The sequence below is a fragment of the Streptomyces sp. NPDC002564 genome (assembly GCF_042889645.1).
Lineage (GTDB): Bacteria > Actinomycetota > Actinomycetes > Streptomycetales > Streptomycetaceae > Streptomyces.
On record NZ_JBIARE010000002.1, the window covers coordinates 148,472 to 170,458 of the forward strand.

Sequence of the window (21,987 nt, forward strand, 5' to 3'; positions counted from 1 at the left end):
ACAACCAGAGAGGGGGCCCGAGCATGACCATTCTCGACACCATTCGGGGGCCACGGGACCTGAAGGGGCTTTCCGGGGCGGAGCTCGACGAACTGGCGGGGGAGATCCGGGAGTTCCTGGTGCACGCGGTCGCCAGGACGGGCGGCCATCTCGGGCCCAATCTGGGGGTGGTGGAACTCTCCATCGCCCTCCACCGGGTCTTCGAGTCGCCGGTCGACCGGCTCGTGTGGGACACCGGCCACCAGAGCTACGTGCACAAGCTGCTCACCGGCCGCCAGGACTTCTCCAAGCTGCGCGGCAAGGGCGGGCTCTCGGGCTATCCCTCGCGCGAGGAGTCCGTGCACGACATCGTCGAGAACAGCCACGCCTCCACGGCGCTCGGCTGGGCCGACGGCCTGGCCAAGGCCCGGCAGGTGCTCGGCGAGCGGGGCCACGTCGTCGCCGTCATCGGGGACGGCGCCCTGACCGGGGGCATGGCCTGGGAGGCGCTCAACAACATCGCGGCGGCCAAGGACCGGCCGCTGATCATCGTCGTCAACGACAACGAACGCTCGTACGCGCCGACCATCGGCGGCCTGGCCAACCACCTCGCCACGCTGCGCACCACGGACGGCTACGAGCGGGCCCTCGCCTGGGGGAAGGACATACTCCAGCGCACTCCCGTCGTCGGCCGGCCGCTGTACGAGTCGCTGCACGGCGCGAAGAAGGGCTTCAAGGACGCCTTCGCCCCGCAGGGCATGTTCGAGGACCTGGGGCTCAAGTACGTCGGGCCGATCGACGGGCACGACATCGGCGCCGTCGAGTCGGCGCTGCGCCGTGCGAAACGTTTCCACGGCCCGGTCCTGGTCCACTGCCTGACCGAGAAGGGCCGGGGCTACGAACCGGCGCTCGCCGACGAGGCGGACCGCTTCCACACCGTGGGCGTGATGGACCCGCTCACCTGCGAGCCGCTCGCACCGTCGGGCGGCCCGTCCTGGACGTCGGTGTTCGGCGACGAGATCGTCCGCATCGGCGCCGAGCGCGACGACGTGGTCGCCATCACCGCGGCCATGCTCGGTCCGGTCGGCCTCACCGGGTTCGCGGCGGCCTACCCCGACCGGGTATGGGACGTCGGCATCGCCGAGCAGCACGCGGCGGTGTCGGCCGCCGGGCTCGCGACGGGCGGCCTGCACCCCGTCGTCGCCGTCTACGCGACCTTCCTCAACCGCGCCTTCGACCAGCTCCTGATGGATGTGGCGCTGCACCGGTGCGGGGTCACCTTCGTGCTCGACCGGGCCGGGGTCACGGGCGTGGACGGCGCTTCGCACAACGGCATGTGGGACATGTCGGTGCTGCAGGTCGTGCCGGGGCTCAGGATCGCCGCGCCGCGCGACGCCGAGCAGTTGCGGGCGCAGTTGCGCGAGGCGGTCGCCGTGGACGACGCGCCGACCCTCGTGCGCTTCCCCAAGGAGTCGGTGGGTCCCGAGATCCCGGCGGTGGACCGCATCGGCGGTCTGGACGTGCTGTGCCGGGAGCCGGGCGACCCGGACGTGCTGCTGGTCGCGGTCGGCGTGATGGCGCCGGTCTGTCTGCAGGCCGCCGAGCTGCTGCGGGCGCGCGGCCTGCGCTGCACGGTCGTCGACCCGCGCTGGGTCAAGCCGGTCGACCCGGAGCTGCCGGGCCTCGCCGCGCGGCACCGCCTGGTGGCGGTCGTCGAGGACAACAGCCGGGCGGCGGGGGTCGGCGCGGCGGTCGCGCTCGCGCTCGGCGACGCCGACGTGGACGTGCCCGTACGGCGCTTCGGCATCCCCGAGCAGTTCCTCGCGCACGCCAAACGGGGCGAGGTGCTGGCGGATCTCGGGCTCACGCCGGTCGAGATCGCGGGACGGATCGGCGCCGCGCTGGCGGCCGGGGAGGGCGCGGGGAAGCAGGGTCCAGGCAAGGAGCACACCGTATGACCAAGGAGTTCACCGCCGGTACGCCCGGCTCCGCCCCCGGGACCCCCGGGCCCGGAGCCGGGGCGCCCGGCGCCAAGGAGTTCGACCTCGGCAGACTGCTCGCCGAGCGCGGCGCCGAGCGGTACGAGCTGCACGCCCGGCACCTCAACCACCAACTGCCGCGCATGCTGCACACGATCGGCTTCGACAAGGTCTACGAGCGGGCGGAGGGCGCCTACTTCTGGGACGCGGACGGCGCCGACTACCTCGACATGCTCGCGGGCTTCGGCGTGATGGGCCTGGGCCGGCACCACCCGGTCGTCCGCAAGGCGCTGCACGACGTCCTGGACGCCTCGCTCGCCGACCTCACCCGCTTCGACTGCCAGCCGCTGCCCGGGCTGCTCGCCGAGCGGCTGCTCGCGCACAGCCCGCACCTGGACCGGGTGTTCTTCGGCAACAGCGGCACGGAGGCCGTCGAGACGGCGCTGAAGTTCGCCCGGTACGCGACCGGCAGGCCCAGGGTGCTGTACTGCACGCACGCCTTCCACGGGCTCACCACCGGCTCGCTCTCGGTCAACGGCGAGGACGGCTTCCGGGACGGCTTCGCGCCGCTGCTGCCCGACACCGCCGTCCCGCTCGGCGATCTGGACGCCCTGCGCGCGGAGCTGGCGAAGGGCGACGTGGCCGGGCTGATCGTCGAGCCCATCCAGGGCAAGGGCGTGCACGAGACACCGCCCGGGTACCTGCGCGCGGCCCAGGAGCTGCTGCACCGGCACAAGGCGCTGCTGATCGCCGACGAGGTGCAGACCGGCCTCGGCAGGACCGGCGACTTCTACGCGTACCAGCACGAGGAGGGCGTCGAGCCCGACCTGGTGTGTGTCGCCAAGGCGCTCTCGGGCGGCTATGTGCCGGTCGGCGCGACCCTCGGGAAGGACTGGATCTTCAAGAAGGTCTATTCGTCGATGGACCGGGTGCTCGTGCACTCGGCGAGCTTCGGTTCGAACGCGCAGGCCATGGCCGCCGGGCTCGCGGTCCTTTCGGTCATGGAGGACGAGAAGGTCGTCGAGAACGCCCGGGTCACGGGAGACCTGCTCAGGACGCGGCTCGCCGCGCTCGTGGACCGCTACGAGCTGCTGAGCGAGGTGCGCGGCCGCGGCCTGATGGTCGGCATCGAGTTCGGCAGGCCCAAGTCGCTCAAGCTGCGCGGGCGTTGGACGATGCTGCAGGCGGCCCGCAAGGGGCTGTTCGCGCAGATGGTCGTCGTACCGCTGCTGCAGAAACACCGCATCCTCACCCAGGTCTCCGGGGACCACCTGGAGGTCATCAAGCTGATTCCGCCGCTGATCGTGGGGGAGCGGGAGGTGGACCGCTTCGTCGAGGCCTTCACGGCCGTGATGGACGACGCGCACAGCGGCGGCGGGCTGATGTGGGACTTCGGCAGGACGCTGGTGAAACAGGCGGTCGCCCACCGCTGACGGAGCGCTTTTGCCTCTCGGGCAAGAAAGTTGCCCGGGAGGCAAGGCTCTGGCTCAATCAGGGTATGAGCCCTGCCGAGCCCGTGCAGCCCCCGGCGCCAGCGGAGCCGCCCGAGGCGGCCGACGCGCTGCCCGCCGTGGCGCCGCAACTGCGCGAACTGCGCCGCCGCGCGTCCTTGACGCTGGAGGCCGCCGCCCGCACCGCCGGGCTCTCGCCCGCCCATCTGTCCCGCCTGGAGACCGGGCAGCGGCAGCCTTCGCTGCCGATGCTGCTCGCGCTCGCACGGGTCTACGGTACGACGGTCTCGGAGCTTCTCGGCGAGACGGTCGCCGACCGGGACGCGGTCGTGCGGGCCGCCGACATGGAGGCGACCCGGGCGGGGGGCTGGACCTACTGGCAGGCGGGTGCGGGCAGCCGTTCCATGCAGGCGCTGCGGGTGCACGTGCCGCACGGCGCGCAGGGCGACATCGTGCGCGTCCACCCCGGTGAGGAATGGCTGTACGTCCTGGAGGGGCGGCTGCGGCTGCACCTCGGGGACACCGTGCACACGCTCGCGCCCGGGGACAGCGCGCACTTCGACTCGCTGACCCCGCACCGGATCGCCGCCGCCGACCACGGCGGCGCCGATCTCCTCTTCGTCCACACGTTGCTGCAGAGCCCCGCCACCGCGCTGTGCCTCGGCGGCCCCACCCAGGGAGACCCGACATGACGGAATCCGACCCGCAGGGACCCGCCCAGCCGGAGCAGCCCGCCCGCAAGGCGATGCGCATGGAGGAGAAGTTCCCCCGGGCGCTGTGGGTCCGCCTGATCATCTACGTGGCGGTGGGCCACATCTTCGCGGCCTTCATCTACCTGCTGTTCGAGCTGGGCGCGAAGAACCAGTAGCCCGGCGGGGCGGTGGCCGCTGCGGGCGTCTCAGTCGAGCAGGCGCTCGCGCAGCCGCTCGCGGGTCTCGGGGCTCAGCTTGAGGCCCGCGGAGAGGTAGGTGTCCACGTCGCCCCAGGTCTCCTCGATGGTCTCGTAGGCCGCCGCGAGGTACTCGGCGCGGGCGTCGAAGAGCGGGTTGAGCAGCTCCATGACCTCGGGCGACATGGCGTGCGCCGAGTTGTCGCCGCGCTGCACCTTGTAGCGGCGGTGGGTGGCGTTCGACTCCAGGTAGTCCGCCTCGATGGCGTCCCGCTCCACGCCCACGGCCAGGAGCGTGACGGCTATGGACAGACCCGCGCGGTCCTTGCCCGCGGCGCAGTGCATCAGCGCGGGCACGCTGTCCTCGGCGAGCGCGTGCAGCACCGTGCTGTGCTCGGCGGTGCGCTCCGTGATGATCGCGCGGTAGGCACCCGCCATCCGGCCCGCGGCCCGGCCGTCGGAGAGGATCGAGCGCAGCTGGTCGAGGTCGCCGTCGCGCACCATCGTCCAGAACTCGGCGCCGTCGGCCGGGTCGGTCAGCGGCAGGTTCACGTTCCGCACGCCGGGCAGCGCGACGTCGGGGCCCTCCAGGCGCTGGTCGGCCGCATTGCGGAAGTCGAAGACGGTGTGCAGGCCGAGCGAGCCGAGGAAGGCGGCGTCGGCGGCCGTGGCGTGGGCCAGGTGCCCGCTGCGGAACAGGCGGCCCTGGCGGACGCGGCGGCCGTCCACCGTCGGCAGACCGCCCACGTCACGGAAGTTGCGCACTCCGGCCAGCTCGGGCTCTGTCGACGGGACCTGCTGCGTCACGGGCTCTCCTCAGGCTCGGCCGGCGCGACTCGCCGGGCGGGTGCGTATCCGACGATACGACATGGGTTCCTGGGGCAATCACCCCTCGTGACACCCGCTCCGGCGGCCGGTGAGGTCAGCTCTCGCGGGCCTCGGCGAGCGGCTCGCCGGTCTCCAGGAGGGTCTTGAGGCTGGAGAGGATGGCGGGCCAGCCCTGGCTGCACATCGACTTCAGGGTGCCGGACGCGTCGAACTCGTGCGTCACGGTCAGTTTCACCTGGTCGCCGTGCGGCTCCAGGTCGAAGGTGACCTGCGAACGGCGCTCGCCCGCGAGCCGGGCGCGCAGCTCCTCGTCGATGCCGTTCGCCGCGGCCCACTGGGGGCTGAAGGTGTGCCAGGTGTAGGCGAGCCTGCGGTGCGGTTCGTGGACGAGGACGACCTGCTCGGGGTCGTCGGTGGTGGCCCCGGTCTCGGTCCAGGTCATTGGGGACCCCGGGGCCCAGTCGGTGCCGAAGCTCACGCCCCAGTACCGCGCGGTGAAGGCCGGGTCGGTGAGCGCCTGCCAGAGCCGCTCGGGGGTGGTGCGGATGTACGTCGTGTACACGAACGTGCTGCTGTCCATGGGGGGTTGCTCCAATGCTCTCTTCAGGTCCGCGAGGGCGGTGACCCGGTCGCGGTCGAACCGGCTGATCCATCGCTCGGCGATGGCGTTGATCGGAGCGGCGTTGAGGTAGTGCAGCTTCTCCCGCCCCTGCCGCACCGCGGTCACCAGCTCGGCGGCCTCCAGCACGGCGAGGTGCTTGCTCACCGACTGGCGGGCCATGTCGAGCCCGGCGCACAGCTCCCGCAGGGTCTGTCCGTTGCGGTCCCGGAGCCGGTCCAGGAGCTGACGCCGACTCGGGTCGGCCAGCGCCTTGAACGCCGCATCCATCATGCGTCACCCCCAGTAATGCAGCCTTTCGGCTGCATCTCCATCATGGGCAGCCAACCGGCTGCATGTCAATCGGAGGCGAGGAAGTAGGGGTCGGGACGGCCGGGAAGGGGCGTGCCGAGGGCCGCGAGCCGCTGCCAGCATGGGGAGTGCGCGCGCGTGCCTGGTCGAATCCCTGGGGGGCCGCCGCGGAATCCCTGGAGGGGCGGGTGCCCTGATGATCGAGACCGCTGCCGACGGTCGTACGTGGCTGCTCTCCGGCCCCACGAGCAGTTATGTCCTGCACGTCACCGGACACGACGCCCTGCTGTGCCTGCACTGGGGGCCGCGGATCGCCCTCGCCGACGCGGCGGCCCTGGCCGCCGAACCGCGGTCGCCGCGGACCCCGGCGGAGGGCCCGCCGCCCTGCCGCGCCGTGCGCGGTCCCGAGGCGGTCGGTGCCGTCGAGTGGCGCTACCAGGGCGCGGCGGTCGGCGAGGCCGAGCTCCAGCTGCACTTCCGTGACGCGGCGCACCACGCGCAGATCACGCTCGGCTACCGTCCGCGCGGGGATGTCGTGGAACGGCAGGCCGTCCTGGTGCACCAAGGCCCCCAGGGCGCACCGGATTTGGAGTACGACGACGAGGACGCCGCGACCTGGACGCTGCCCGGGCGGGCGAACCGGCATCTGTCGGCGGTGCACGGCCGCCGGGCCGCCGAGGCGCGGCTGGCCCGCGCCGCCCTCCCGTACGGCGAGCAGATGATCGCCGACCAGCACGGGCACCGCCCCCTGCCCTGGATCGCGCTGGACGAGGGCGGCGCCACGGAGGAGAGCGGTGAGGTCCACAGCTTCGCCCTCGCCGAGGGCGGCGCGTGGCGCTTCGCGGTGCGCCGGCTGCCGGACGGTGCCGTCCGGATCGCCGGGGGTCACGGACGCGACGACGGGCGGCGGCGGTTGCTCGGGCCCGGACAGGCCGTCCCCACGCCCGTCCTCGCGGGCCTGTGGAGCGACCGCGGATTCGGTGGCACGAGCCGGGCCTGGCACGCCTGCCGACGCGCGTCCGGGACCGGGGAGGCGGAGGCGCAGAGCCCGGTACTCTACGACTCGTGGGGTGCCGCCGAGGTCTCCGAGCCGCGCCAGCGGGCCCTCGCCCGCCGGGCCGCGGAGCTCGGTGTGGAGCTCTTCGTCCTCGGCGACGAGTGGGCCGCTCCGCAGGCCGGCGGACCCGGCCGTCCTCGGCCGGTGGGCGCCGGACCCGGTCCGCTTCCCGGGCGGCCTCGGGCCGCTCGCCGACGAGGTGCACGGGCTCGGCATGCGGTTCGGGGTGCGGGTGGCACCGGAGGTGGTCGGGGCCGACAGCGACCTCTGCCGGGCCCATCCGGACTGGGTGAGGCGCCAACCAGGCGGTGCGCGCGGGGAGTTGTCCGACCATGTCACCCTCGACCTCGCGCGGGAGGACGTCCGCGTGTATCTGTGGCGCAAGCTGGGCGGGCTGCTCTCCCGCACGCCGATCGACCACGTGCGGTGGGAGACCGATCGCGCCGACGCCCGCCCGCCCGGGCCGCGGCAGGCGCACGAGAGCGCCGTGCGGGATCTCCTCGACCGGCTCCGCGCGGCGCACCCCGCCGTGACCTTCGCGTCCGGCCCGGACACCGGCGCCCGCGCCGACCCCGCGGACCAGCTCGCCGCCCGGCACGCCCTCGGCCAGCTGCTCCCCGCGCACGAGCTGACCGGCTGGGTCACCGACGGCCCGGCCGGTCCGCTCCGCTTCCGGTTCGTGAGCGCCATGGCGGGCGCGCTCGGCATCGGCGGGGACCTCGCCCGGTGGAGCGGGCCCGAGCTGGCCGAGGCACGTGACTGGATCGAGCTCCACAAGGAGATCAGGCCGCTCGTGCGGTTCGGCGACCTGTACCGGCTGCGTCCGCCGGACGGCGGGCCGAGCGCCGTGCAGTACGTGTACGGGGACACGTCGGTCGTCCTGGCCTGTCTGCCGCGGCGGGCGCCCGGCGGAACCCCCGCGCCGGTGCGGCTGCGCGGGCTCGATCCGGCGGCGGTCTACCTGTGTCCGGACACGGGGGAGGTGTACCGGGGCGCGGTGCTGCTGCACCGGGGGTTGCGGACCGGGCTCCGGGGGGAGCGGGACGCGGCGGTGTTCCGGCTGTGGCGGCGCTAGCGGGACGCGCTGCCGGACAGTAAGCGGAGGTCAGGCGTCCGGGAAGGGGTCGGACAGCGACACGCGCGGCGAAAGGTGGGGTGTGCACTTATTCCGAGTTGGGTGAATCTTGACCGGTGGCTTATCTCACGCCCCGTCAACCCCTCCCTACGGTGGCGTAGGTCACTTAGGGAGGTGAAAGATATTACTTCGTGAGCGCAGAGTCGACATCCTTCATCCATCACCCCATCCACAGCAGTGTCTACAACTCCTATGCAGCGGTCGGCGACAGCTTCACCGAGGGCGTCGGCGACCCGGGCCCCGACGGCACCTTCGTCGGCTGGGCCGACCGCCTCGCGGTCCTGCTCGACGACCGGGTGCCCGAACACACCTTCCGGTACGCCAACCTCGCCGTCCGCGGCAAACTCCTCGACCAGATCGTCGAGTACCAGCTGCCGCGCGCCAAGGAGCTGGCCCCCGACCTGGTGACGTTCTGCGCCGGGGGCAACGACATCATCCGTCCCGGCACCGACCCCGACGAGGTCGCCGAGCGCTTCGAGCGGGCCGTCGCCGACCTCTCGTCGGCGGTCGGCACGGTCATGGTGACCACCGGCTTCGACACCCGGGGCGTGGCCGTGCTCAAGCACCTGCGCGGCAAGATCGCCACGTACAACATGCACGTGCGCGCCATCGCCGACCGGTACGGCTGCCCGGTGCTCGACCTGTGGTCCCTCAAGACGGTCCAGGACCGGCGCGCCTGGGACGGCGACCGGCTGCACCTCTCCGCCGAGGGGCACACGCGCGTGGCGCTGCGCGCCGGGCAGGTCCTGGGGCTCGACGTGCCCGCGGACCCCGACCAGGCGTGGCCCCCGATGCCGCCGCGCGGCACGCTGGAGGTGCGGCGCGACGACATCCACTGGGCGCGCGAGTACCTGGTGCCGTGGATCGGCCGCCGCATCCGGGGCGAGAGCTCCGGGGACCACGTGGAGGCGAAGGGCTTCCGCAACCTGCACGCCCTGAAGATGCAGATCGAGGCGGCCTCCTGAGCGGGGCCCACGACTCCGCCGACTCCGAAGGCGCCCCCGGGTGGGGCGCCTTCGCCGTGTCCGGCGCACATGACCGGGCGGGCGCCGGGCCGGCCCCCGGTGCGGGGCGGTCTGGACAGCCGTCCGCGGATGGCAGACGCTGCGGACAGGCGCGCTCGCTCCGTGGCGCGCCGTGCGGAGGGGACGACCGGCGGGATCCGTGGGTTCGACGGGGCCGACCGCCGGGACGGGGGTGGCATGGGGGAGAACGGCACGGACGCGGGGGACGACGGCACGCGCGCGGCGGCCTTCGCGCGGCTGCGGGCCGAGGAGTTCGGGTACCTCGACGAGACCGGGCAGATCTATCTGGACCACACGGGCACCGCGCCCGTGCCGCGCAGCCTCGCCCGGGCGCAGGCCGCGCGGCTGAGCGGCGCCGTGTTCGGCAATCCGCACACCGAGAGCCCCGCGTCCGCCGCCTCGACCGACCTGGTGGAGGCGGCCAGGCTGCGGGTCCTGCGGTTCCTGGACGCCGATCCCGCCGAGTACACGGTGGTGTTCACGGCGAACGCCTCACAGGCCGTCAAGCTGGTCGCGGAGGCCTACCCGTTCCGCCGCGGCCGGAGCGCGCTGCTGCTCACCCAGGACAACCACAACTCCGTCAACGGCGTACGGGAGTTCGCGCGGGCCGCGCGGGCGACGGTGGGCCTCGTCCCGTTCGCCGGGGACGAACTGCGGCTCTCCGAACCGGCGCTGCGCAGGGTGCTCGCCGGGCGGCGCCGCGGACTCTTCTGCTATCCGGCGCAGAGCAACTTCACCGGCGTACGGCATCCCCTGGAGTGGGTGGCGCGGGCCCGCGCGGCCGGGTGGCACACGCTTCTTGACGCGGCCGCGTACCTGCCGACCGCGCCCCTGTCGCTGCGCCGGGTGCCCGCCGACTTCGTGGTCGCCAGCTGGTACAAGGTCTTCGGCTACCCGTCCGGCGTGGGCAGCCTGGTCGCCCGGCGCGACGCGCTCGCCGCGCTGCGCAGGTCCTGGTTCGCGGGCGGCACCATCCAGGTGGTCAGCGCGCAGGCGCACTGGCACCGCATGGCGCAGCCGCCCGCGGCCTTCGAGGACGGCACCCCCGACTTCCACGCCGTCCCCCAGATCGGCACGGGACTCGACTGGTACGACGGGGTGGGCGCCGACGCGGTCGCCGGTCACGTCGCCGGGCTCACCGCCCGCCTCCTGGCGGCGCTGCCCGCCCTCCGGCACCCGGCGGGCGGCCCGCTCGTCCGCGTCTACGGCCCGCGCGGCACCGAAGGCCGGGGCGGCACCGTCGCGCTGAACGTCCTGGACGGCCGGGGGCGCGTCGTCGACGAGCGGATCGTGGCCCGCGAGTGCGCGGCGGCGGGCATCTCGGTCCGCACGGGGTGCTTCTGCAACCCGGGTGCGGGCGAGGAGGCCTTCGCGATCGCGCCGCGCCTGCTGCGCCGCACCGGCACCGGAAGGTGGCGCGCCGAGACCATCGACGGGTACATCACCCGGCTCGGGCTGCCCTCCGGCGGTGCGGTGCGGGTCTCGCCCGGCATCGCGAACGTCGCCGCGGACATCGACCGGTTCGTGGCGTTCCTGCATGCGACCTTCGCCGTCGGCACGCCGGTCAGGGGCGCCCTGGCGCCACGTCTGACGTGCTGACGTCCGATGTGCCGGGGCCGGGCGTACCGGGGCCGGACGTACCGGGCGCTGCACCGCCGAGCCGGTGCGCCGAGGCCGGGCAGCGCCGCCCGAGCACCAGCCGCGCGGCGCCGAGCAGGGCGACGGCGCACCCGGCGAGGATCACCCACCCCACCCAGGGCGGGTGCCCGAAGCTGTCCCCGTACGAAGCGAGCAGCGCCCGGCCCTCCGCGCCGCCGCCCCGCCACAGTGCCCCCACGTCGGCCCCGGAGCCGAGCGCCTCGAACGCCCAGCGGTTGGTCATCGCCACACTGATCCAGCGCCCGCCCGCCGCCATGCCGGGGACCGGCACGAACGCCCCCGAGAAGAGCACCTGCGGGAAGCAGAGCAGCGGCAGCACCAGGGCGGCCTGGCCGGGTTCGGAGACGAGCGCCGAGCAGCACAGGCCGAGCGCGAGCGCCGCGAACGAGGCGAGTGCCGTCGTCGCGAACAGCGAGGCGTGCACGGGGAGTCCGGCGGCCGGCATCCGGTCCAGGGCACGCAGCACCAAAAGGAGCAGCGCGTCCGCCAGCAGCAGGACGGGGCCGAGGACGGTGAGCTTGGCCAGCAGATAGGGGCCCAGGCGCAGCACGGTCCTGCGTTCCCTGCGCACCACCGCCAACTCGCCGCAGATCTGCGGAAGTCCATAGGCGAGGCCGAAGAAGAAGGCGCCGAACGCGATCCAGAAGAGCACCATCGCGGAGGCGGCGGGCGAGGGGTGGGCGGGATCGAAGACGCCGGGGCGGAACAGCAGCGCGAACATCGCGATGATGACCAGCGGGGAGCCGACGGTGATGGCGGCGGTGAGCCGGTCGTGCCGCAGGAGCCGCAGGTCGCGGCCGGTCAGGACGACCCATTGGCGCAGGGGGCCGGTGGCGGGCGCGAAGCGGGCCGGCGCCCCGGACGCCTCCGGCGACGGGTCTGCCGCCTCCGGCGGCGCCTCTTTCCGTTCCGGCCCGCCGCCCGGCGCCGCCTCCCGTGAGTACAACGCCTCGAACGTGCCGTCGGGGGACTGCCGGAGCAGCTCGGCGGGTGCCCCCGACGGCCCGGGGCGGCCGTCGGGGGCGACGAACATCACCTGGTCGCAGTGGTGCAGATCGGCAGGCGTGTGCGTGGTGAGCACGACGGTGACGCCACCGGCCGCGAGGCGCCTCAGATACTGCGTCAACTGTGCCCCGGCGAGCGGGTCGAGCCCCGACGTGGGCTCGTCGAGGAACAGCAGCTGGGGCCGGGAGAGCAACTCGATGGCGATACTGGCCCGCTTGCGCTGGCCGCCGCTGAGCGTGCGTACCGGCTGGCCGGCGACCGCCGCGAGCCCCAACTCGTCCAGCACGTACGGCACATCGCCGGGATCGGTGCCGCGCAGCCGGGCCGCGTACTCCAGGGCGGTGCGCAGCGGCAGCGCCCGGTGCACGATGTCGTCCTGCGGCACGAACCCGTACCGCGGTGTCAGCGGGCCGCCACCGGCCGCCGCCCGCACCGACACCCGCCCCCTGCGGGGCGCCCGCAGCCCGGCCAGCACCTCCAGCAGCAGGGTCTTGCCCGCGCCGCTGCCGCCCGCGATGCCGAGCAGCCGCCCCGGCCCGGCCGTCGGCACGTCGATCCCGGACAGCGCCACGTCGCCGCCCGGCAGCACGAGTTCGATGCCACGGGCCGAGAGCTCCACCCCCGCCTGCTCCCCGGTGCCCACCATGCGCCGCCCCCTCCGTGCCCGCCCGCCCGCCGTCCGCTCCCTGGACCTGCCCGGGCGCAGGGCCGCGTACGCCCCGCGCCGCCCCCGCCCGTCAGTGCGGCCGGAGATCGCGCAGCGACGCGGTGATCTCGGCGAGGACCGCGGGATCCTCGATGGTCGCGGGGACCGCATGGGCGCGGCCGTCGGCGATCGCCCGGACCGTGCCGCGCAGGATCTTGCCCGAGCGGGTCTTCGGCAGGCGGGCCACGGTCACCACGCGGCGCGGTGTCGCGACGGCGCCGATGCGGGTGCGCACCAGCGAGCGCAGCTCGGCCTCGACCTCGCCCGCCGGACGGTCGACCCCCTGGCGCAACACGACCAGTCCGAGCGGCAGTTCACCCTTGAGCTCGTCCGCGATGCCGACCACCGCGCACTCCGCCACGTCGGGATGGTCGGCGAGGACCTCCTCCATGGCGCCGGTGGACAGGCGGTGTCCCGCGACGTTGATGACGTCGTCGAGCCGCCCCATGACGAAGACGTGGCCGTCCTCGTCGACATGGCCCCCGTCCCCCGTCAGATAGTGGCCGGGGAAGCGGCTCAAGTAGGTGGCGGCGAACCGCTCGTCGTCGCGGTAGAGGGTGGTGAGACTGCCCGGCGGGAGCGGCAGGCGCAGCGCCAGGGTGCCGTCGGTGCCCGCCGGGCACGGCTCCCCCGCCTCGTCGAGCACCCGCAGGTCCCAGCCGGGCATCGGCTTGCCCGGCGAGCCGGGCTTCGCGGGCAGCGCCTCGATGCCGAGCGGGTTGGCGACGATCGGCCAGCCCGTCTCGGTCTGCCACCAGTGGTCGACGACGGGGATGCCGAGGAGCTCGCCCGCCCAGTGGTACGTGTCGGGGTCCAGCCGCTCGCCCGCCAGGAACAGCGCACGCAGCGAGGAGAGGTCGCGCCCGGCGACGAGCTCGCCCTTCGGGTCGTCCCGCTTGATGGCCCGGATCGCCGTCGGCGCCGTGAACAGCGTGTGCACGCCGTGCTGTTCGACGACGCGCCAGAACGCCCCGGCGTCCGGCGTGCCGACCGGCTTGCCCTCGTACAGGAGCGTGGTGCAGCCGGCGAGCAGAGGGGCGTAGACGATGTAGGAGTGGCCGACGACCCAGCCCACGTCGGACGCGGCCCAGAACACCTCGCCCGGCCGGGCGTCGTAGATGTGCTCCATGCTCCAGCGCAGCGCCACGGCATGGCCGCCGTTGTCGCGGACCACGCCCTTGGGGGCGCCCGTGGTGCCGGAGGTGTACAGGACGTAGAGCGGGTCGGTGGCGGCCACCGGCACGCAGTCCACGGCGGGCGCGGCGCGCAGCGCGGCCGCCCAGTCGAGGTCGCGCCCCCGCGTCAACTCGGCCTCCTGCTGCGGGCGCTGGAGGATGACGCAGGCGGCCGGGCGGTGCGCGCACCGGTCGAGGGCGGCGTCCAGGAGCGGTTTGTACGCGAGGACGCGGTCGCCCTCGATGCCGCAGGACGCGGAGAGCACCACCTTGGGGCGCGCGTGGTCGATGCGGGCCGCGAGCTCCGGCGCGGCGAATCCGCCGAACACCACGGAGTGCACGGCGCCGATGCGGGCGCACGCCAGCATCGCGACGGCGGCCTCCGGGACCATCGGCAGGTACAGCACGACGGTGTCGCCCTTGCCGACGCCGAGTTGGGTCAGCAGTCCGGCGGTGCGGGCGACCTCGTCGAGCAGTTCGCGGTAGGTGTACCTGCGGACCGAGCCGGTGACGGGGCTGTCGTGGATGAGCGCCGTACGGTCGCCGTCCCCGGCCAGGACGTGCCGGTCCAGTGCGTTGTGGCAGGTGTTCAGCTCGCCGCCCGCGAACCAGCGGGGCGCGGCCGGCGCGTCGGTGTCCCGCACGGTGCGCGGCGGCACGTACCAGTCGATCGCCTCGGCGGCACGGCCCCAGAAGGCCGTGGGATCCCGCAGGCTCTCGCGGTGGGCGCTCTCGTAGCTCGTCGGCCTGGGCAACCGGTCACTCCGATCGTCGGTGCGGCGGGCGCCACGGTCCTGGTCGGGGGCGTGTGGGGCGCCCAAGTGTCCGTGGCTGAGCGGGTCTGGACGGCAGCGTGGGCCGAACGCCCGCCATCGTAAAGGGATTCGGGGCGCCGGGACCGGGGGAGTGCGGCCGGATCCGGCACTGGCCCGGTGAGGTGAGGCCGGGCGCCCGGCCGGGAGTGGCGCGGGTCCGGGCGGGCGCGGCGGTGCTGGGATGACGGCGAGCCGTCCCGACCGGGACGCCGAGCCGCCCCCTCCAGGGACGCAGAACCGCCCCGCCGGGGGCGGAGAGCCGGAAGGACCCCCGCATGCGCTCAGTACGTTCCGTATGTTCTGTACGCTCCGTAAGTTCCGTCAGTGCCCTAGCCGTGGCGCTCGCCGCCCTCGGCCTGCCCGCGGCGTCCGCCGTCGCCGCCCCCGCCGCCGCGCCCCCGGTCACCGCCGCGGTCCAGGCGCCGACGACGGTCACCGTGACCGGCACGGGCAGCGCCACGGCCGCCCCCGACATGGCGGTCCTCACCGCGGGCGTCGAGGTCACCGGGCCGACCGCGGACCAGGCGCTGGCGGCGCAGGGCACGGCGGCGAAGGCGCTACTGGCCGCCGCGCGCAAGGCGGGCGTCGCCGAGCGGGACATCAGGACGGAGAGCCTCGCGTTGACGCCCGTCTACGGGGACGACGGCGACAAGGGCGAAGACGACGGCGACGACGGCGAAAAGGTGACCGGGCACCGGGCCTCGCAGACCTTCTCCCTCACGATTCGCGACATCGACAGGACGGGCGCCGTGATCCAGGCCGTGGTGGATGCCGCGGGCGACGCGGCGCGCATCCAGGCCGTGGCCTTCGACGTCGAGGACCCCTCGGCGCTGCGGGCCAAGGCGCGTACGGCCGCGTTCAAGGACGCCCGCGCCAAGGCCACCCAGTACGCCAAGCTCACCGGGCGTCGGCTGGGCCGCCTGGTCAGGCTGGACGAGAGCGACGGCGGGCGGGCGCGGCCGGTGCAGATGCCGGTGGGCGCGTTCGCCAAGGACAGCGTGCCGGTCGCGCCGGGGCGGATCCAGGACGAGGTGTCGGTGACGGCGGTGTACGAACTGAAGTGACCGGAGGGCTGGGCCCGCGGGGTAGGCGGTGCCGGAGGGCGGGTCCGCGGGATATGTGGTGCCGGAGGGCGGGCCCGCGGGATATGTGGTGCTCGTGAGGTATGTGCGGTGCGTGCGGTGCGTGGAGACGGTGGGGCGGGGCGGGGGAGCGCGTGGGTGTGGCGGGGGCCACCGCCTCCTGCGGAGGACTCCTCCGGAACGGGTGGACATAATGGGGAGGCCTATCCACCCCCCTCAGGAGGTCCCGTGTCCCGGTCCCTGATCCCCGGGCTCCGCTCGCTGCGCACCGCCGCCTTCGGCGCGGATCCCGCAGGCGCCCGGCTGGCCCGGATCCGCAGGTCGCCGAATTTCTCCGTGGCGGAGGGGTCGTTCCAGAACCCCGTGGGGGCGAGGACCCGGCCCACCGGCTCGTCCCTGGACTTCGCCAAGATCTACTTCCGCAAGGAGGAGCGTGTGCGCCGCGGCCCGGCGGGCACGGTCCCGGTCCATGCCACAACCCTCGCCGACCTGGCGAAGCCGCCGGTCAGCGGCTTGCGGGTCACCTGGATGGGGCACTCCAGCGTGCTGGTCGAGATCGGCGGGCGGCGGGTGCTCTTCGACCCGGTGTGGGGTGAGCGGTGCTCGCCGTTCGCCTTCGCCGGACCCAAGCGGCTGCACCCGGTGCCGGTGCCCCTGGAGGCGCTGGGCCCGGTCGACGTCGTGGTGATCTCGCACGACCACTACGACCACCTGGACCTGCCCACGATCAAGGCGCTCACCGGCACCGACACGGTCTTCGCGGTGCCGCTCGGCGTCGGCGCCCACCTGGAGCGCTGGGGCGTGCCCGCGAGCCGCCTGCGCGAGCTGGACTGGAACGAGTCGGCGAAGGTCGGCGACCTGACCCTGACGGCCACGCCCGCCCGGCACTTCTGCGGCCGCGGCCTGCGCAACCAGCAGCACACGCTGTGGGCGTCCTGGGTGGTGGCGGGCGGCGACCACCGCGTCTACCACAGCGGTGATACGGGCTACTTCTCCGGTTTCCGCACGATCGGCGCCGAGCACGGGCCGTTCGACGCGACGATGATCCAGATCGGTGCTTATTCGGACTTCTGGCCCGATATCCATATGACCCCCGAGGAGGGTGTGCGGGCACACCTCGACCTGCAGGGCGGGCAGCCCGGCGGCGTGCTGCTGCCGATCCACTGGGGGACCTTCAACCTCGCGCCGCACGCCTGGTCCGAGCCGGGTGAAGGCACCATGGCCGCGGCCGGCCGCGCGGGCGTCGCCCTCGCGCTGCCCACCCCCGGCGAGCCCTTCGAGCCCGGCGCGGAGTCCGTGCCCGCCGCGCCGTGGTGGCGCGGCGTCGCGGTCCCGCCGGACGGCGGCTGGCCGGAGCGGACCGTCGCGGACAGCGGCGAGCCCGAGGTGGCGCCGGTCGCGTGACCCCGCCCGCGCGGGTCTCCCGGCGGCCGAACCGCTTCAAGCGGCCCGCGCGCGGTGTCTGCGGACCGCGTCGCGGTTGGCGCAGCGCTGCGTGCAGTAGCGCCGGCGCCCGGTGCGGGAGGTGTCCGCGAAGATCGTGACGCACTCGGTCACCGCGCAGCGCCGCAGCCGGTGCATGCCCCGGCCCGACAGGTGGAGCGCGGTGCCGACGGCGATCAGCGAGAACAGCAGCGCGCCCAGCGGCTGCCGCGCCTCGCGGTAGTGCAGGTGCCAGCCGCCGCCCGTGTGGTCGGTGAGCCGGGGGTGGGCGGCGGCCCCGGCCAGCATGGCGTTCACCCGCTCGGCGCGCTCGTGTTCCGCCGTGGCGTCGACGACCGCCTCCCAGGCGTCCAGCGCCTCCCGGGCGCGCGCCAGGTCCCCCGCCGCGACCGGGCGCTCCAGGGTCAGGCCGGCGGCGCGGCAGCGCTCCGCGAGCTCCTCCGCGTCGGCCGGGCGGCGGTTGGCGAGATCGGCGGCCAGGTTCACGGCGTCCTCGCCGTAAGGGTTGAGGTGCATCGGGGCATTACAGCAGGGCGGCGGACCCGCCCCACCGCCACCGGCCGTCCGCGAGACGCTCCGCGAGGCACCCCGCGACGCACCCCGCGAGGCTCTCCGCAGAGCCTTACGGGCCCCTCTACCAGCCGGCACGGGCGGCCCCCGGCGCCCTTCGGGCGACCCCGACATGCCACCCGCGACAGCTGAATCGTCCCTGTGTACGAGGCGAATCGGACCCCCGTACGAGGCGTCATACCAGAGCGGGACGCTGCCCCGCTGACTTTGTCAACTGCCCACCGCACGTGATGCGTTGCCGACTACCGTGTGTGGCCGTCGGGCGACGCAGGGATCACGACGCAGGGCTGACGTCGCGACCTGCCGGCCGGCACGGCGATGCCGCAACCACGCCGTAAAGGGGAGTCGGGCCGACCGGACCCTCGTCGCAACGTACCGAGGACGCAGATGTCTCACCTACGCCCACCGGCCGCCCGCGCAGACCGCCGTGAAGGCGGCCGGCACGGCAGGACCGGGAGCCGGACCGCCGCCCTTCCCGAGACGCACATACGACCGCAGCTCCTGCGCATCGCGGTGCTGCCCGCCGTCGCCGTGGGCCTCAGCGCCTGCGCCGCCGTGCTGTTCACCCTGCGCTCGACCGGCACCCGCCCGGGGCCGGTCCTGCTCGCCGTCCTCACCGCCGCCGCCCTCGTCGGCCTCGCCGGGATCGTGACGGCCGCCATCGCCGCCGAGCGCGCCGCGAAGTCCGTGCGCGACCGGGTCGGCGCGCTGCGCCGCACCGCCGCGCGCGGCCAGGCCGACCTGCGCAACGTCGTGGAGCAGTTGCGCCGAGGCGAACAGCCCACGGCTCCGGCGGCACCGGCCCGGTCCCGGCCGGGCGGCGACGAGTTCGACCAGCTCGCCGACGAACTGTCCCGCGCCCACGGCACCGCCGTCGGCGCCGTCGTCCAGGCCTCCCAGCTCTCCAGCCACGCGGGCAGCGAACAGAAGGTCGAGGTCTTCGTCAACCTCGCCCGGCGCCTGCAGTCACTCGTCCACCGCGAGATCACCCTGCTCGACGAGCTGGAGAACGAGGTCGAGGACCCCGAACTGCTCAAGGGCCTCTTCCACGTCGACCACCTCGCGACCCGCATCCGCCGCCACGCCGAGAACCTCGCTGTGCTCGGCGGCGCCGTCTCGCGCCGCCAGTGGAGCAACCCCGTCTCCATGACCGAAGTGGTGCGCTCGGCCATCGCCGAGGTCGAGCAGTACTCGCGGGTCAAACTGGTGCCGCCCGTCGACGGCACGCTGCGCGGGCACGCCGTCGCCGACGTCATCCACCTGCTCGCCGAACTCGTCGAGAACGCCACGGTGTTCTCCGCCCCGCACACCCAGGTCCTGCTGCGCGCCAACCTCGTGACGGCCGGGCTCGCCATCGAGGTCGAGGACCGCGGCCTCGGCATGCCCCTCACCGAGCAGAACAAGATGAACAAGCTGCTCACCGACCCCGACCAGGTCAACGTGGCAAGCCTGCTCCAGGACGGCCGCATCGGACTCTTCGTGGTCTCCGCGCTCGCCCGCAGGCACGGCGTCACCGTACGGCTGCAGACCAACATCTACGGCGGCGTCCAGGCCGTACTCGTCCTGCCGCAGGAGCTGTTGGGCGCCGAGCAGCAGGCGGAGCCGGTCACCCGGCGCCGCCCGGCGGCCGAGGCCGCGTCCCGGGGCGCCGCCGGACCCGTGGGCTCCCTCGGCTCCGCGGGCTCTGCGGGCTCCGCGGGCGGCAGCCTGCCCGACGACCCGCCCGCCTGGCCCAGCGCCCCCCAGCAGATGCCACCGCCCCCTGCCCCGGAGACCCGGCTGGCGCCCGCCCCGGAACCGGTGTCCGTCGTCTCCCACCCGCCGCACCCGCCGCACCCGGCGCCCGGCGGCCCACCTGCCCCGCTGCCGGTCCGCGGCGCACGGCAGGACCGGCCGACCCCCGCCGACGCCTCCCCGGGCGTCCGGCCCGAGGACCGGCGGGCCGTCGCCGAGCACGCCACGGCACCGCCGACACCCCGCAACGGCGCCGTGCGCGGCCGGGTCGACAGACCCCGGCTGCCCAAGCGGCGCGCCCAGGAACACATCGCACCCCAGCTGCGGGACACCCCGGCGCCGCGGCCCGACACCGACCACGTCGGCCACGACCCGGGCCTGATGGCCGCCTTCCAGCGCGGCATCGGCCTCGCCCAGGCACAGGAGGCGCGCGACCCCGCCCCGCGGGAGCACGAGAGCCGTACCCCCCTCGACGGGAGCGGACCAGGCGGCTGACCACCACCACCGGGCCCGACCACTCCCCCCACCTCTGCCCCCGGCAGACCTCCGTACGTTCGTACCCCAAGGAGTCGATCCACCATGGCGAGCGATGCGCCGACCGGCCATGTATCCGATCTCGACTGGCTGATGAGCGGCCTCGTGCAGCGCGTGCCGCACACCCACAGCGCCGTCCTGCTCTCCTCCGACGGACTCGTGAAGTCGGTGCACGGCCTCGACCCGGACAGCGCCGACCACATGGCCGCCCTCGCCTCCGGGCTCTACTCCCTCGGGCGCAGCGCGGGCATCCGCTTCGGCGACGGCGGCGACGTCCGCCAGGTCGTCGTGGAACTGGACTCCACCCTCCTGTTCGTCTCCACCGCGGGCTCGGGCACCTGTCTCGCCGTCCTCGCCGGGCGCGACGCGGACGCGGCCGTCCTCGGCTACGAGATGGCGATGCTGGTGAAGAGCGTCCGGCCGTACCTGGTCACCGCGCCCCGGCAGACGGCCGGCGAACCCGCGCCGATGAGGCATTGAGGATGGCGGCCCCGCACGACGGGCCCTGGCTCGACGACGCGGCGGGGCGGCTCGTCCGCCCCTACACCGTCAGCAACGGGCGGACCAGACCGACCAGCCAACTCGACCTGCTCTCGCTCGTGATGGCGACCGGTGCCACCCCGCTCGGCTATCTCGGCCCCGAGCACTCCACGGCCCTCGACCTGTGCGAGGCGCCCACCTCCGTCGCCGAGATCGCGGCCCAGCTGAAGGTGCCCGCGGTCGTGGCCAAAGTGATCCTCTCGGATCTCCTCGACTCCGGGGCCCTGACCCAGAAGGCCCCGGACTTCTACCACAACCCCACTGACCGGTCCCTGTTGGAGGCAGTGCTCGATGGATTACGACGACAGCTCTGACCCCTTCCCCACCGCACTCAAGATTCTGGTCGCGGGTGGCTTCGGGGTCGGCAAGACGACCTTCACGGGCGCGGTCAGCGAGATCGCGCCGCTGAGCACCGAGGAACTGCTGACCACGGTCAGCGAGGCCACCGACGACCTGTCGGGCGTGGAGAACAAGACCACGACGACCGTCGCCATGGACTTCGGGCGCATCACGCTCGACCCGGAACACGTGCTGTACCTCTTCGGCACCCCCGGACAGGAGCGGTTCTGGTTCATGTGGGACGAGCTCTCCGAAGGCGCCCTCGGCGCGGTCGTGCTGGCCGACACCCGGCGTCTGGAGGACTGCTTCGCCGCCGTGGACTTCTTCGAACAGCGCGGCATGGGCTTCATCGTGGCGATCAACGAATTCGACGGCGCCCACCGCTACGAGCCGGAGGAGGTACGGGCGGCCATCGACCTCGACCCGCACGTGCCCGTGGTGCGCTGCGACGCGCGGATCTCAAGCTCCGGCATCCAGACCCTCCTCGTCCTCGTCAAACACCTCCTCAACCACGCCCCGGCGCCCAGCTACGGAGCCCGCACGTGACGTACGACCCGACAGGGCGCCTGCTCGTCACCCCGGTGGACAAGGAGGCGACCGCACGGGTGCGCAGGCTGCGCGGGCTCGGCATCGGGCAGTACCCCGAACCGGCCTTCGACGTCTTCGCGAGCCGGCTCGCCGAGCTGACGGGCGCGCCGTACGCGATGGTGAACTTCCCGGGTGAGGAGGGGCAGTTCTTCGCGGGGCTGTACGCCCCGGAGGGCCTGCCCAGCGTCGCGGAACCGGCCGCCGGTCCCGCCGTGCCCGCCGCGGGCCCGGCGGGGGACCGCTACATGGCCCGCGACCACGGCTACTGCCCGCACGTCGTGGTCCGCCGCAAGGCCCTCGTCCTGGAGGACGTGCGCGACTACCCGAGGTTCGCGGGCAATCCCGTGGTCGACGAGGTCGGCATCCGCTCCTATCTGGGCGCGCCCCTGATCGACCGCACGGGCATCGCGCTCGGCACGGTCTGCGTCGTGGACGTCGAGCCGCACCGGTGGGGCAGACAGGGGCTCGACATCATCAAACGCATGGCCGGCGACCTGGTGGAGCAGATCCACCTGCGGGCGGAGGGCGGGATCTGACGCCCGGG

18 protein-coding genes and 1 pseudogene are annotated in these 21,987 nt (G+C 74.0%); 14 read left to right on the top strand and 5 right to left on the bottom strand.

Going from position 1 to position 21,987, the window contains the following annotated elements; genetic code table 11:
* Window positions 1–23: 23 nt before the first annotated feature.
* From dxs to ACFYXE_RS07520, 4 genes are all read left to right on the top strand, one after another.
* Window positions 24–1,937: a 1-deoxy-D-xylulose-5-phosphate synthase gene (dxs, locus tag ACFYXE_RS07505; protein ID WP_389309947.1), complete on the top strand. Its 1,914-nt coding sequence runs from the start codon at window positions 24–26 to the stop codon at window positions 1,935–1,937.
* The gene (locus ACFYXE_RS07510; protein ID WP_389309950.1) at window positions 1,934–3,391 is read left to right on the top strand and encodes an aspartate aminotransferase family protein; all 1,458 of its coding nucleotides are present in this window, start codon (window positions 1,934–1,936) and stop codon (window positions 3,389–3,391) included. The genes dxs and ACFYXE_RS07510 overlap by 4 nt, the downstream gene beginning before the upstream one ends.
* A gap of 65 nt (window positions 3,392–3,456) precedes the next feature.
* The gene (locus tag ACFYXE_RS07515) at window positions 3,457–4,101 is read left to right on the top strand and encodes a helix-turn-helix domain-containing protein (RefSeq protein WP_389309953.1); all 645 of its coding nucleotides are present in this window, start codon (window positions 3,457–3,459) and stop codon (window positions 4,099–4,101) included.
* A gap of 59 nt (window positions 4,102–4,160) precedes the next feature.
* Window positions 4,161–4,277, top strand: a complete 117-nt coding sequence (locus tag ACFYXE_RS07520) for a DUF6126 family protein (protein ID WP_361169991.1) — start codon at window positions 4,161–4,163, stop codon at window positions 4,275–4,277.
* A gap of 30 nt (window positions 4,278–4,307) precedes the next feature.
* On the opposite strand, the gene ACFYXE_RS07525 is transcribed toward ACFYXE_RS07520, so the two are convergent.
* Complete coding sequence (locus ACFYXE_RS07525) at window positions 4,308–5,105, bottom strand: tyrosine-protein phosphatase (protein ID WP_389309956.1); 798 nt, start codon at window positions 5,103–5,105, stop codon at window positions 4,308–4,310.
* A gap of 115 nt (window positions 5,106–5,220) precedes the next feature.
* Window positions 5,221–6,015 carry an ArsR/SmtB family transcription factor gene (locus ACFYXE_RS07530; protein ID WP_389311367.1) on the bottom strand — a complete coding sequence of 265 codons (795 nt, stop codon included), beginning with the start codon at window positions 6,013–6,015 and terminating at the stop codon, window positions 5,221–5,223.
* Between the two features lie 217 nt (window positions 6,016–6,232).
* On the opposite strand from ACFYXE_RS07530, the pseudogene ACFYXE_RS07535 reads away from it, so the two are divergent.
* The 3 genes and pseudogenes from ACFYXE_RS07535 (at window position 6,233) to ACFYXE_RS07545 (ending at window position 10,852) form a co-directional block, all read left to right on the top strand.
* Window positions 6,233–8,168: pseudogene (locus tag ACFYXE_RS07535) on the top strand (alpha-galactosidase).
* A gap of 191 nt (window positions 8,169–8,359) precedes the next feature.
* Entirely contained in the window at window positions 8,360–9,193 is an 834-nt protein-coding gene (locus ACFYXE_RS07540) for an SGNH/GDSL hydrolase family protein (protein WP_361169954.1), read from the top strand.
* 237 nt (window positions 9,194–9,430) lie between these two features.
* Window positions 9,431–10,852, top strand: a complete 1,422-nt coding sequence (locus ACFYXE_RS07545; RefSeq protein WP_389309959.1) for an aminotransferase class V-fold PLP-dependent enzyme — start codon at window positions 9,431–9,433, stop codon at window positions 10,850–10,852.
* Here the strand turns inward: ACFYXE_RS07545 and ACFYXE_RS07550 are convergent.
* Both ACFYXE_RS07550 and ACFYXE_RS07555 read right to left on the bottom strand, forming a co-directional pair.
* Window positions 10,818–12,563, bottom strand: coding sequence for an ATP-binding cassette domain-containing protein (locus tag ACFYXE_RS07550; RefSeq protein WP_389309962.1), 1,746 nt, complete (start codon window positions 12,561–12,563; stop codon window positions 10,818–10,820). The two genes, ACFYXE_RS07545 and ACFYXE_RS07550, sit on opposite strands and share 35 nt — an antisense overlap.
* 91 nt (window positions 12,564–12,654) lie before the next feature.
* Window positions 12,655–14,553 carry a propionyl-CoA synthetase gene (locus ACFYXE_RS07555; RefSeq protein WP_389309965.1) on the bottom strand — a complete coding sequence of 633 codons (1,899 nt, stop codon included), beginning with the start codon at window positions 14,551–14,553 and terminating at the stop codon, window positions 12,655–12,657.
* Between the two features lie 395 nt (window positions 14,554–14,948).
* Here ACFYXE_RS07555 and ACFYXE_RS07560 point away from each other — a divergent pair, with 395 nt between their 5' ends.
* Window positions 14,949–15,677, top strand: coding sequence for an SIMPL domain-containing protein (locus ACFYXE_RS07560; protein ID WP_389309968.1), 729 nt, complete (start codon window positions 14,949–14,951; stop codon window positions 15,675–15,677).
* Window positions 15,678–15,923: 246 nt separating this feature from the next.
* On the top strand, window positions 15,924–17,099 hold the full coding sequence (locus tag ACFYXE_RS07565; protein ID WP_389309971.1) for an MBL fold metallo-hydrolase: 1,176 nt from the start codon (window positions 15,924–15,926) through the stop codon (window positions 17,097–17,099).
* 36 nt (window positions 17,100–17,135) lie between these two features.
* On the opposite strand, the gene ACFYXE_RS07570 is transcribed toward ACFYXE_RS07565, so the two are convergent.
* Window positions 17,136–17,654, bottom strand: a complete 519-nt coding sequence (locus ACFYXE_RS07570; RefSeq protein WP_389309974.1) for a CGNR zinc finger domain-containing protein — start codon at window positions 17,652–17,654, stop codon at window positions 17,136–17,138.
* A 441-nt stretch (window positions 17,655–18,095) separates the two neighbouring features.
* Here ACFYXE_RS07570 and ACFYXE_RS07575 point away from each other — a divergent pair, with 441 nt between their 5' ends.
* From ACFYXE_RS07575 to ACFYXE_RS07595, 5 genes are all read left to right on the top strand, one after another.
* Window positions 18,096–19,937, top strand: coding sequence for a sensor histidine kinase (locus ACFYXE_RS07575; protein WP_389309976.1), 1,842 nt, complete (start codon window positions 18,096–18,098; stop codon window positions 19,935–19,937).
* A gap of 84 nt (window positions 19,938–20,021) precedes the next feature.
* Window positions 20,022–20,456: a roadblock/LC7 domain-containing protein gene (locus tag ACFYXE_RS07580; RefSeq protein WP_361174898.1), complete on the top strand. Its 435-nt coding sequence runs from the start codon at window positions 20,022–20,024 to the stop codon at window positions 20,454–20,456.
* Between the two features lie 2 nt (window positions 20,457–20,458).
* Entirely contained in the window at window positions 20,459–20,830 is a 372-nt protein-coding gene (locus tag ACFYXE_RS07585; RefSeq protein ID WP_361174901.1) for a DUF742 domain-containing protein, read from the top strand.
* Window positions 20,808–21,401: an ATP/GTP-binding protein gene (locus ACFYXE_RS07590; RefSeq protein WP_361174904.1), complete on the top strand. Its 594-nt coding sequence runs from the start codon at window positions 20,808–20,810 to the stop codon at window positions 21,399–21,401. The genes ACFYXE_RS07585 and ACFYXE_RS07590 overlap by 23 nt, the downstream gene beginning before the upstream one ends.
* Window positions 21,398–21,979 carry a GAF domain-containing protein gene (locus ACFYXE_RS07595; protein ID WP_361174907.1) on the top strand — a complete coding sequence of 194 codons (582 nt, stop codon included), beginning with the start codon at window positions 21,398–21,400 and terminating at the stop codon, window positions 21,977–21,979. The genes ACFYXE_RS07590 and ACFYXE_RS07595 overlap by 4 nt, the downstream gene beginning before the upstream one ends.
* The last annotated feature ends 8 nt before the right edge of the window (window positions 21,980–21,987 follow it).

Excerpts from the sequence above, each read along its gene's own strand:
- dxs (WP_389309947.1), top strand. The coding sequence starts at position 24 with ATGACCATTCTCGACACCATTCGGGGGCCACGGGACCTGAAGGGGCTT.
- ACFYXE_RS07510 (WP_389309950.1), top strand. The coding sequence starts at position 1,934 with ATGACCAAGGAGTTCACCGCCGGTACGCCCGGCTCCGCCCCCGGGACC.
- ACFYXE_RS07515 (WP_389309953.1), top strand. The coding sequence starts at position 3,457 with ATGAGCCCTGCCGAGCCCGTGCAGCCCCCGGCGCCAGCGGAGCCGCCC.
- ACFYXE_RS07520 (WP_361169991.1), top strand. The coding sequence starts at position 4,161 with ATGGAGGAGAAGTTCCCCCGGGCGCTGTGGGTCCGCCTGATCATCTAC.
- ACFYXE_RS07530 (WP_389311367.1), bottom strand. The coding sequence starts at position 6,015 with ATGGATGCGGCGTTCAAGGCGCTGGCCGACCCGAGTCGGCGTCAGCTC.
- ACFYXE_RS07545 (WP_389309959.1), top strand. The coding sequence starts at position 9,431 with ATGGGGGAGAACGGCACGGACGCGGGGGACGACGGCACGCGCGCGGCG.
- ACFYXE_RS07550 (WP_389309962.1), bottom strand. The coding sequence starts at position 12,563 with ATGGTGGGCACCGGGGAGCAGGCGGGGGTGGAGCTCTCGGCCCGTGGC.
- ACFYXE_RS07570 (WP_389309974.1), bottom strand. The coding sequence starts at position 17,654 with ATGCACCTCAACCCTTACGGCGAGGACGCCGTGAACCTGGCCGCCGAT.
- ACFYXE_RS07575 (WP_389309976.1), top strand. The coding sequence starts at position 18,096 with ATGTCTCACCTACGCCCACCGGCCGCCCGCGCAGACCGCCGTGAAGGC.
- ACFYXE_RS07580 (WP_361174898.1), top strand. The coding sequence starts at position 20,022 with ATGGCGAGCGATGCGCCGACCGGCCATGTATCCGATCTCGACTGGCTG.
- ACFYXE_RS07585 (WP_361174901.1), top strand. The coding sequence starts at position 20,459 with ATGGCGGCCCCGCACGACGGGCCCTGGCTCGACGACGCGGCGGGGCGG.
- ACFYXE_RS07590 (WP_361174904.1), top strand. The coding sequence starts at position 20,808 with ATGGATTACGACGACAGCTCTGACCCCTTCCCCACCGCACTCAAGATT.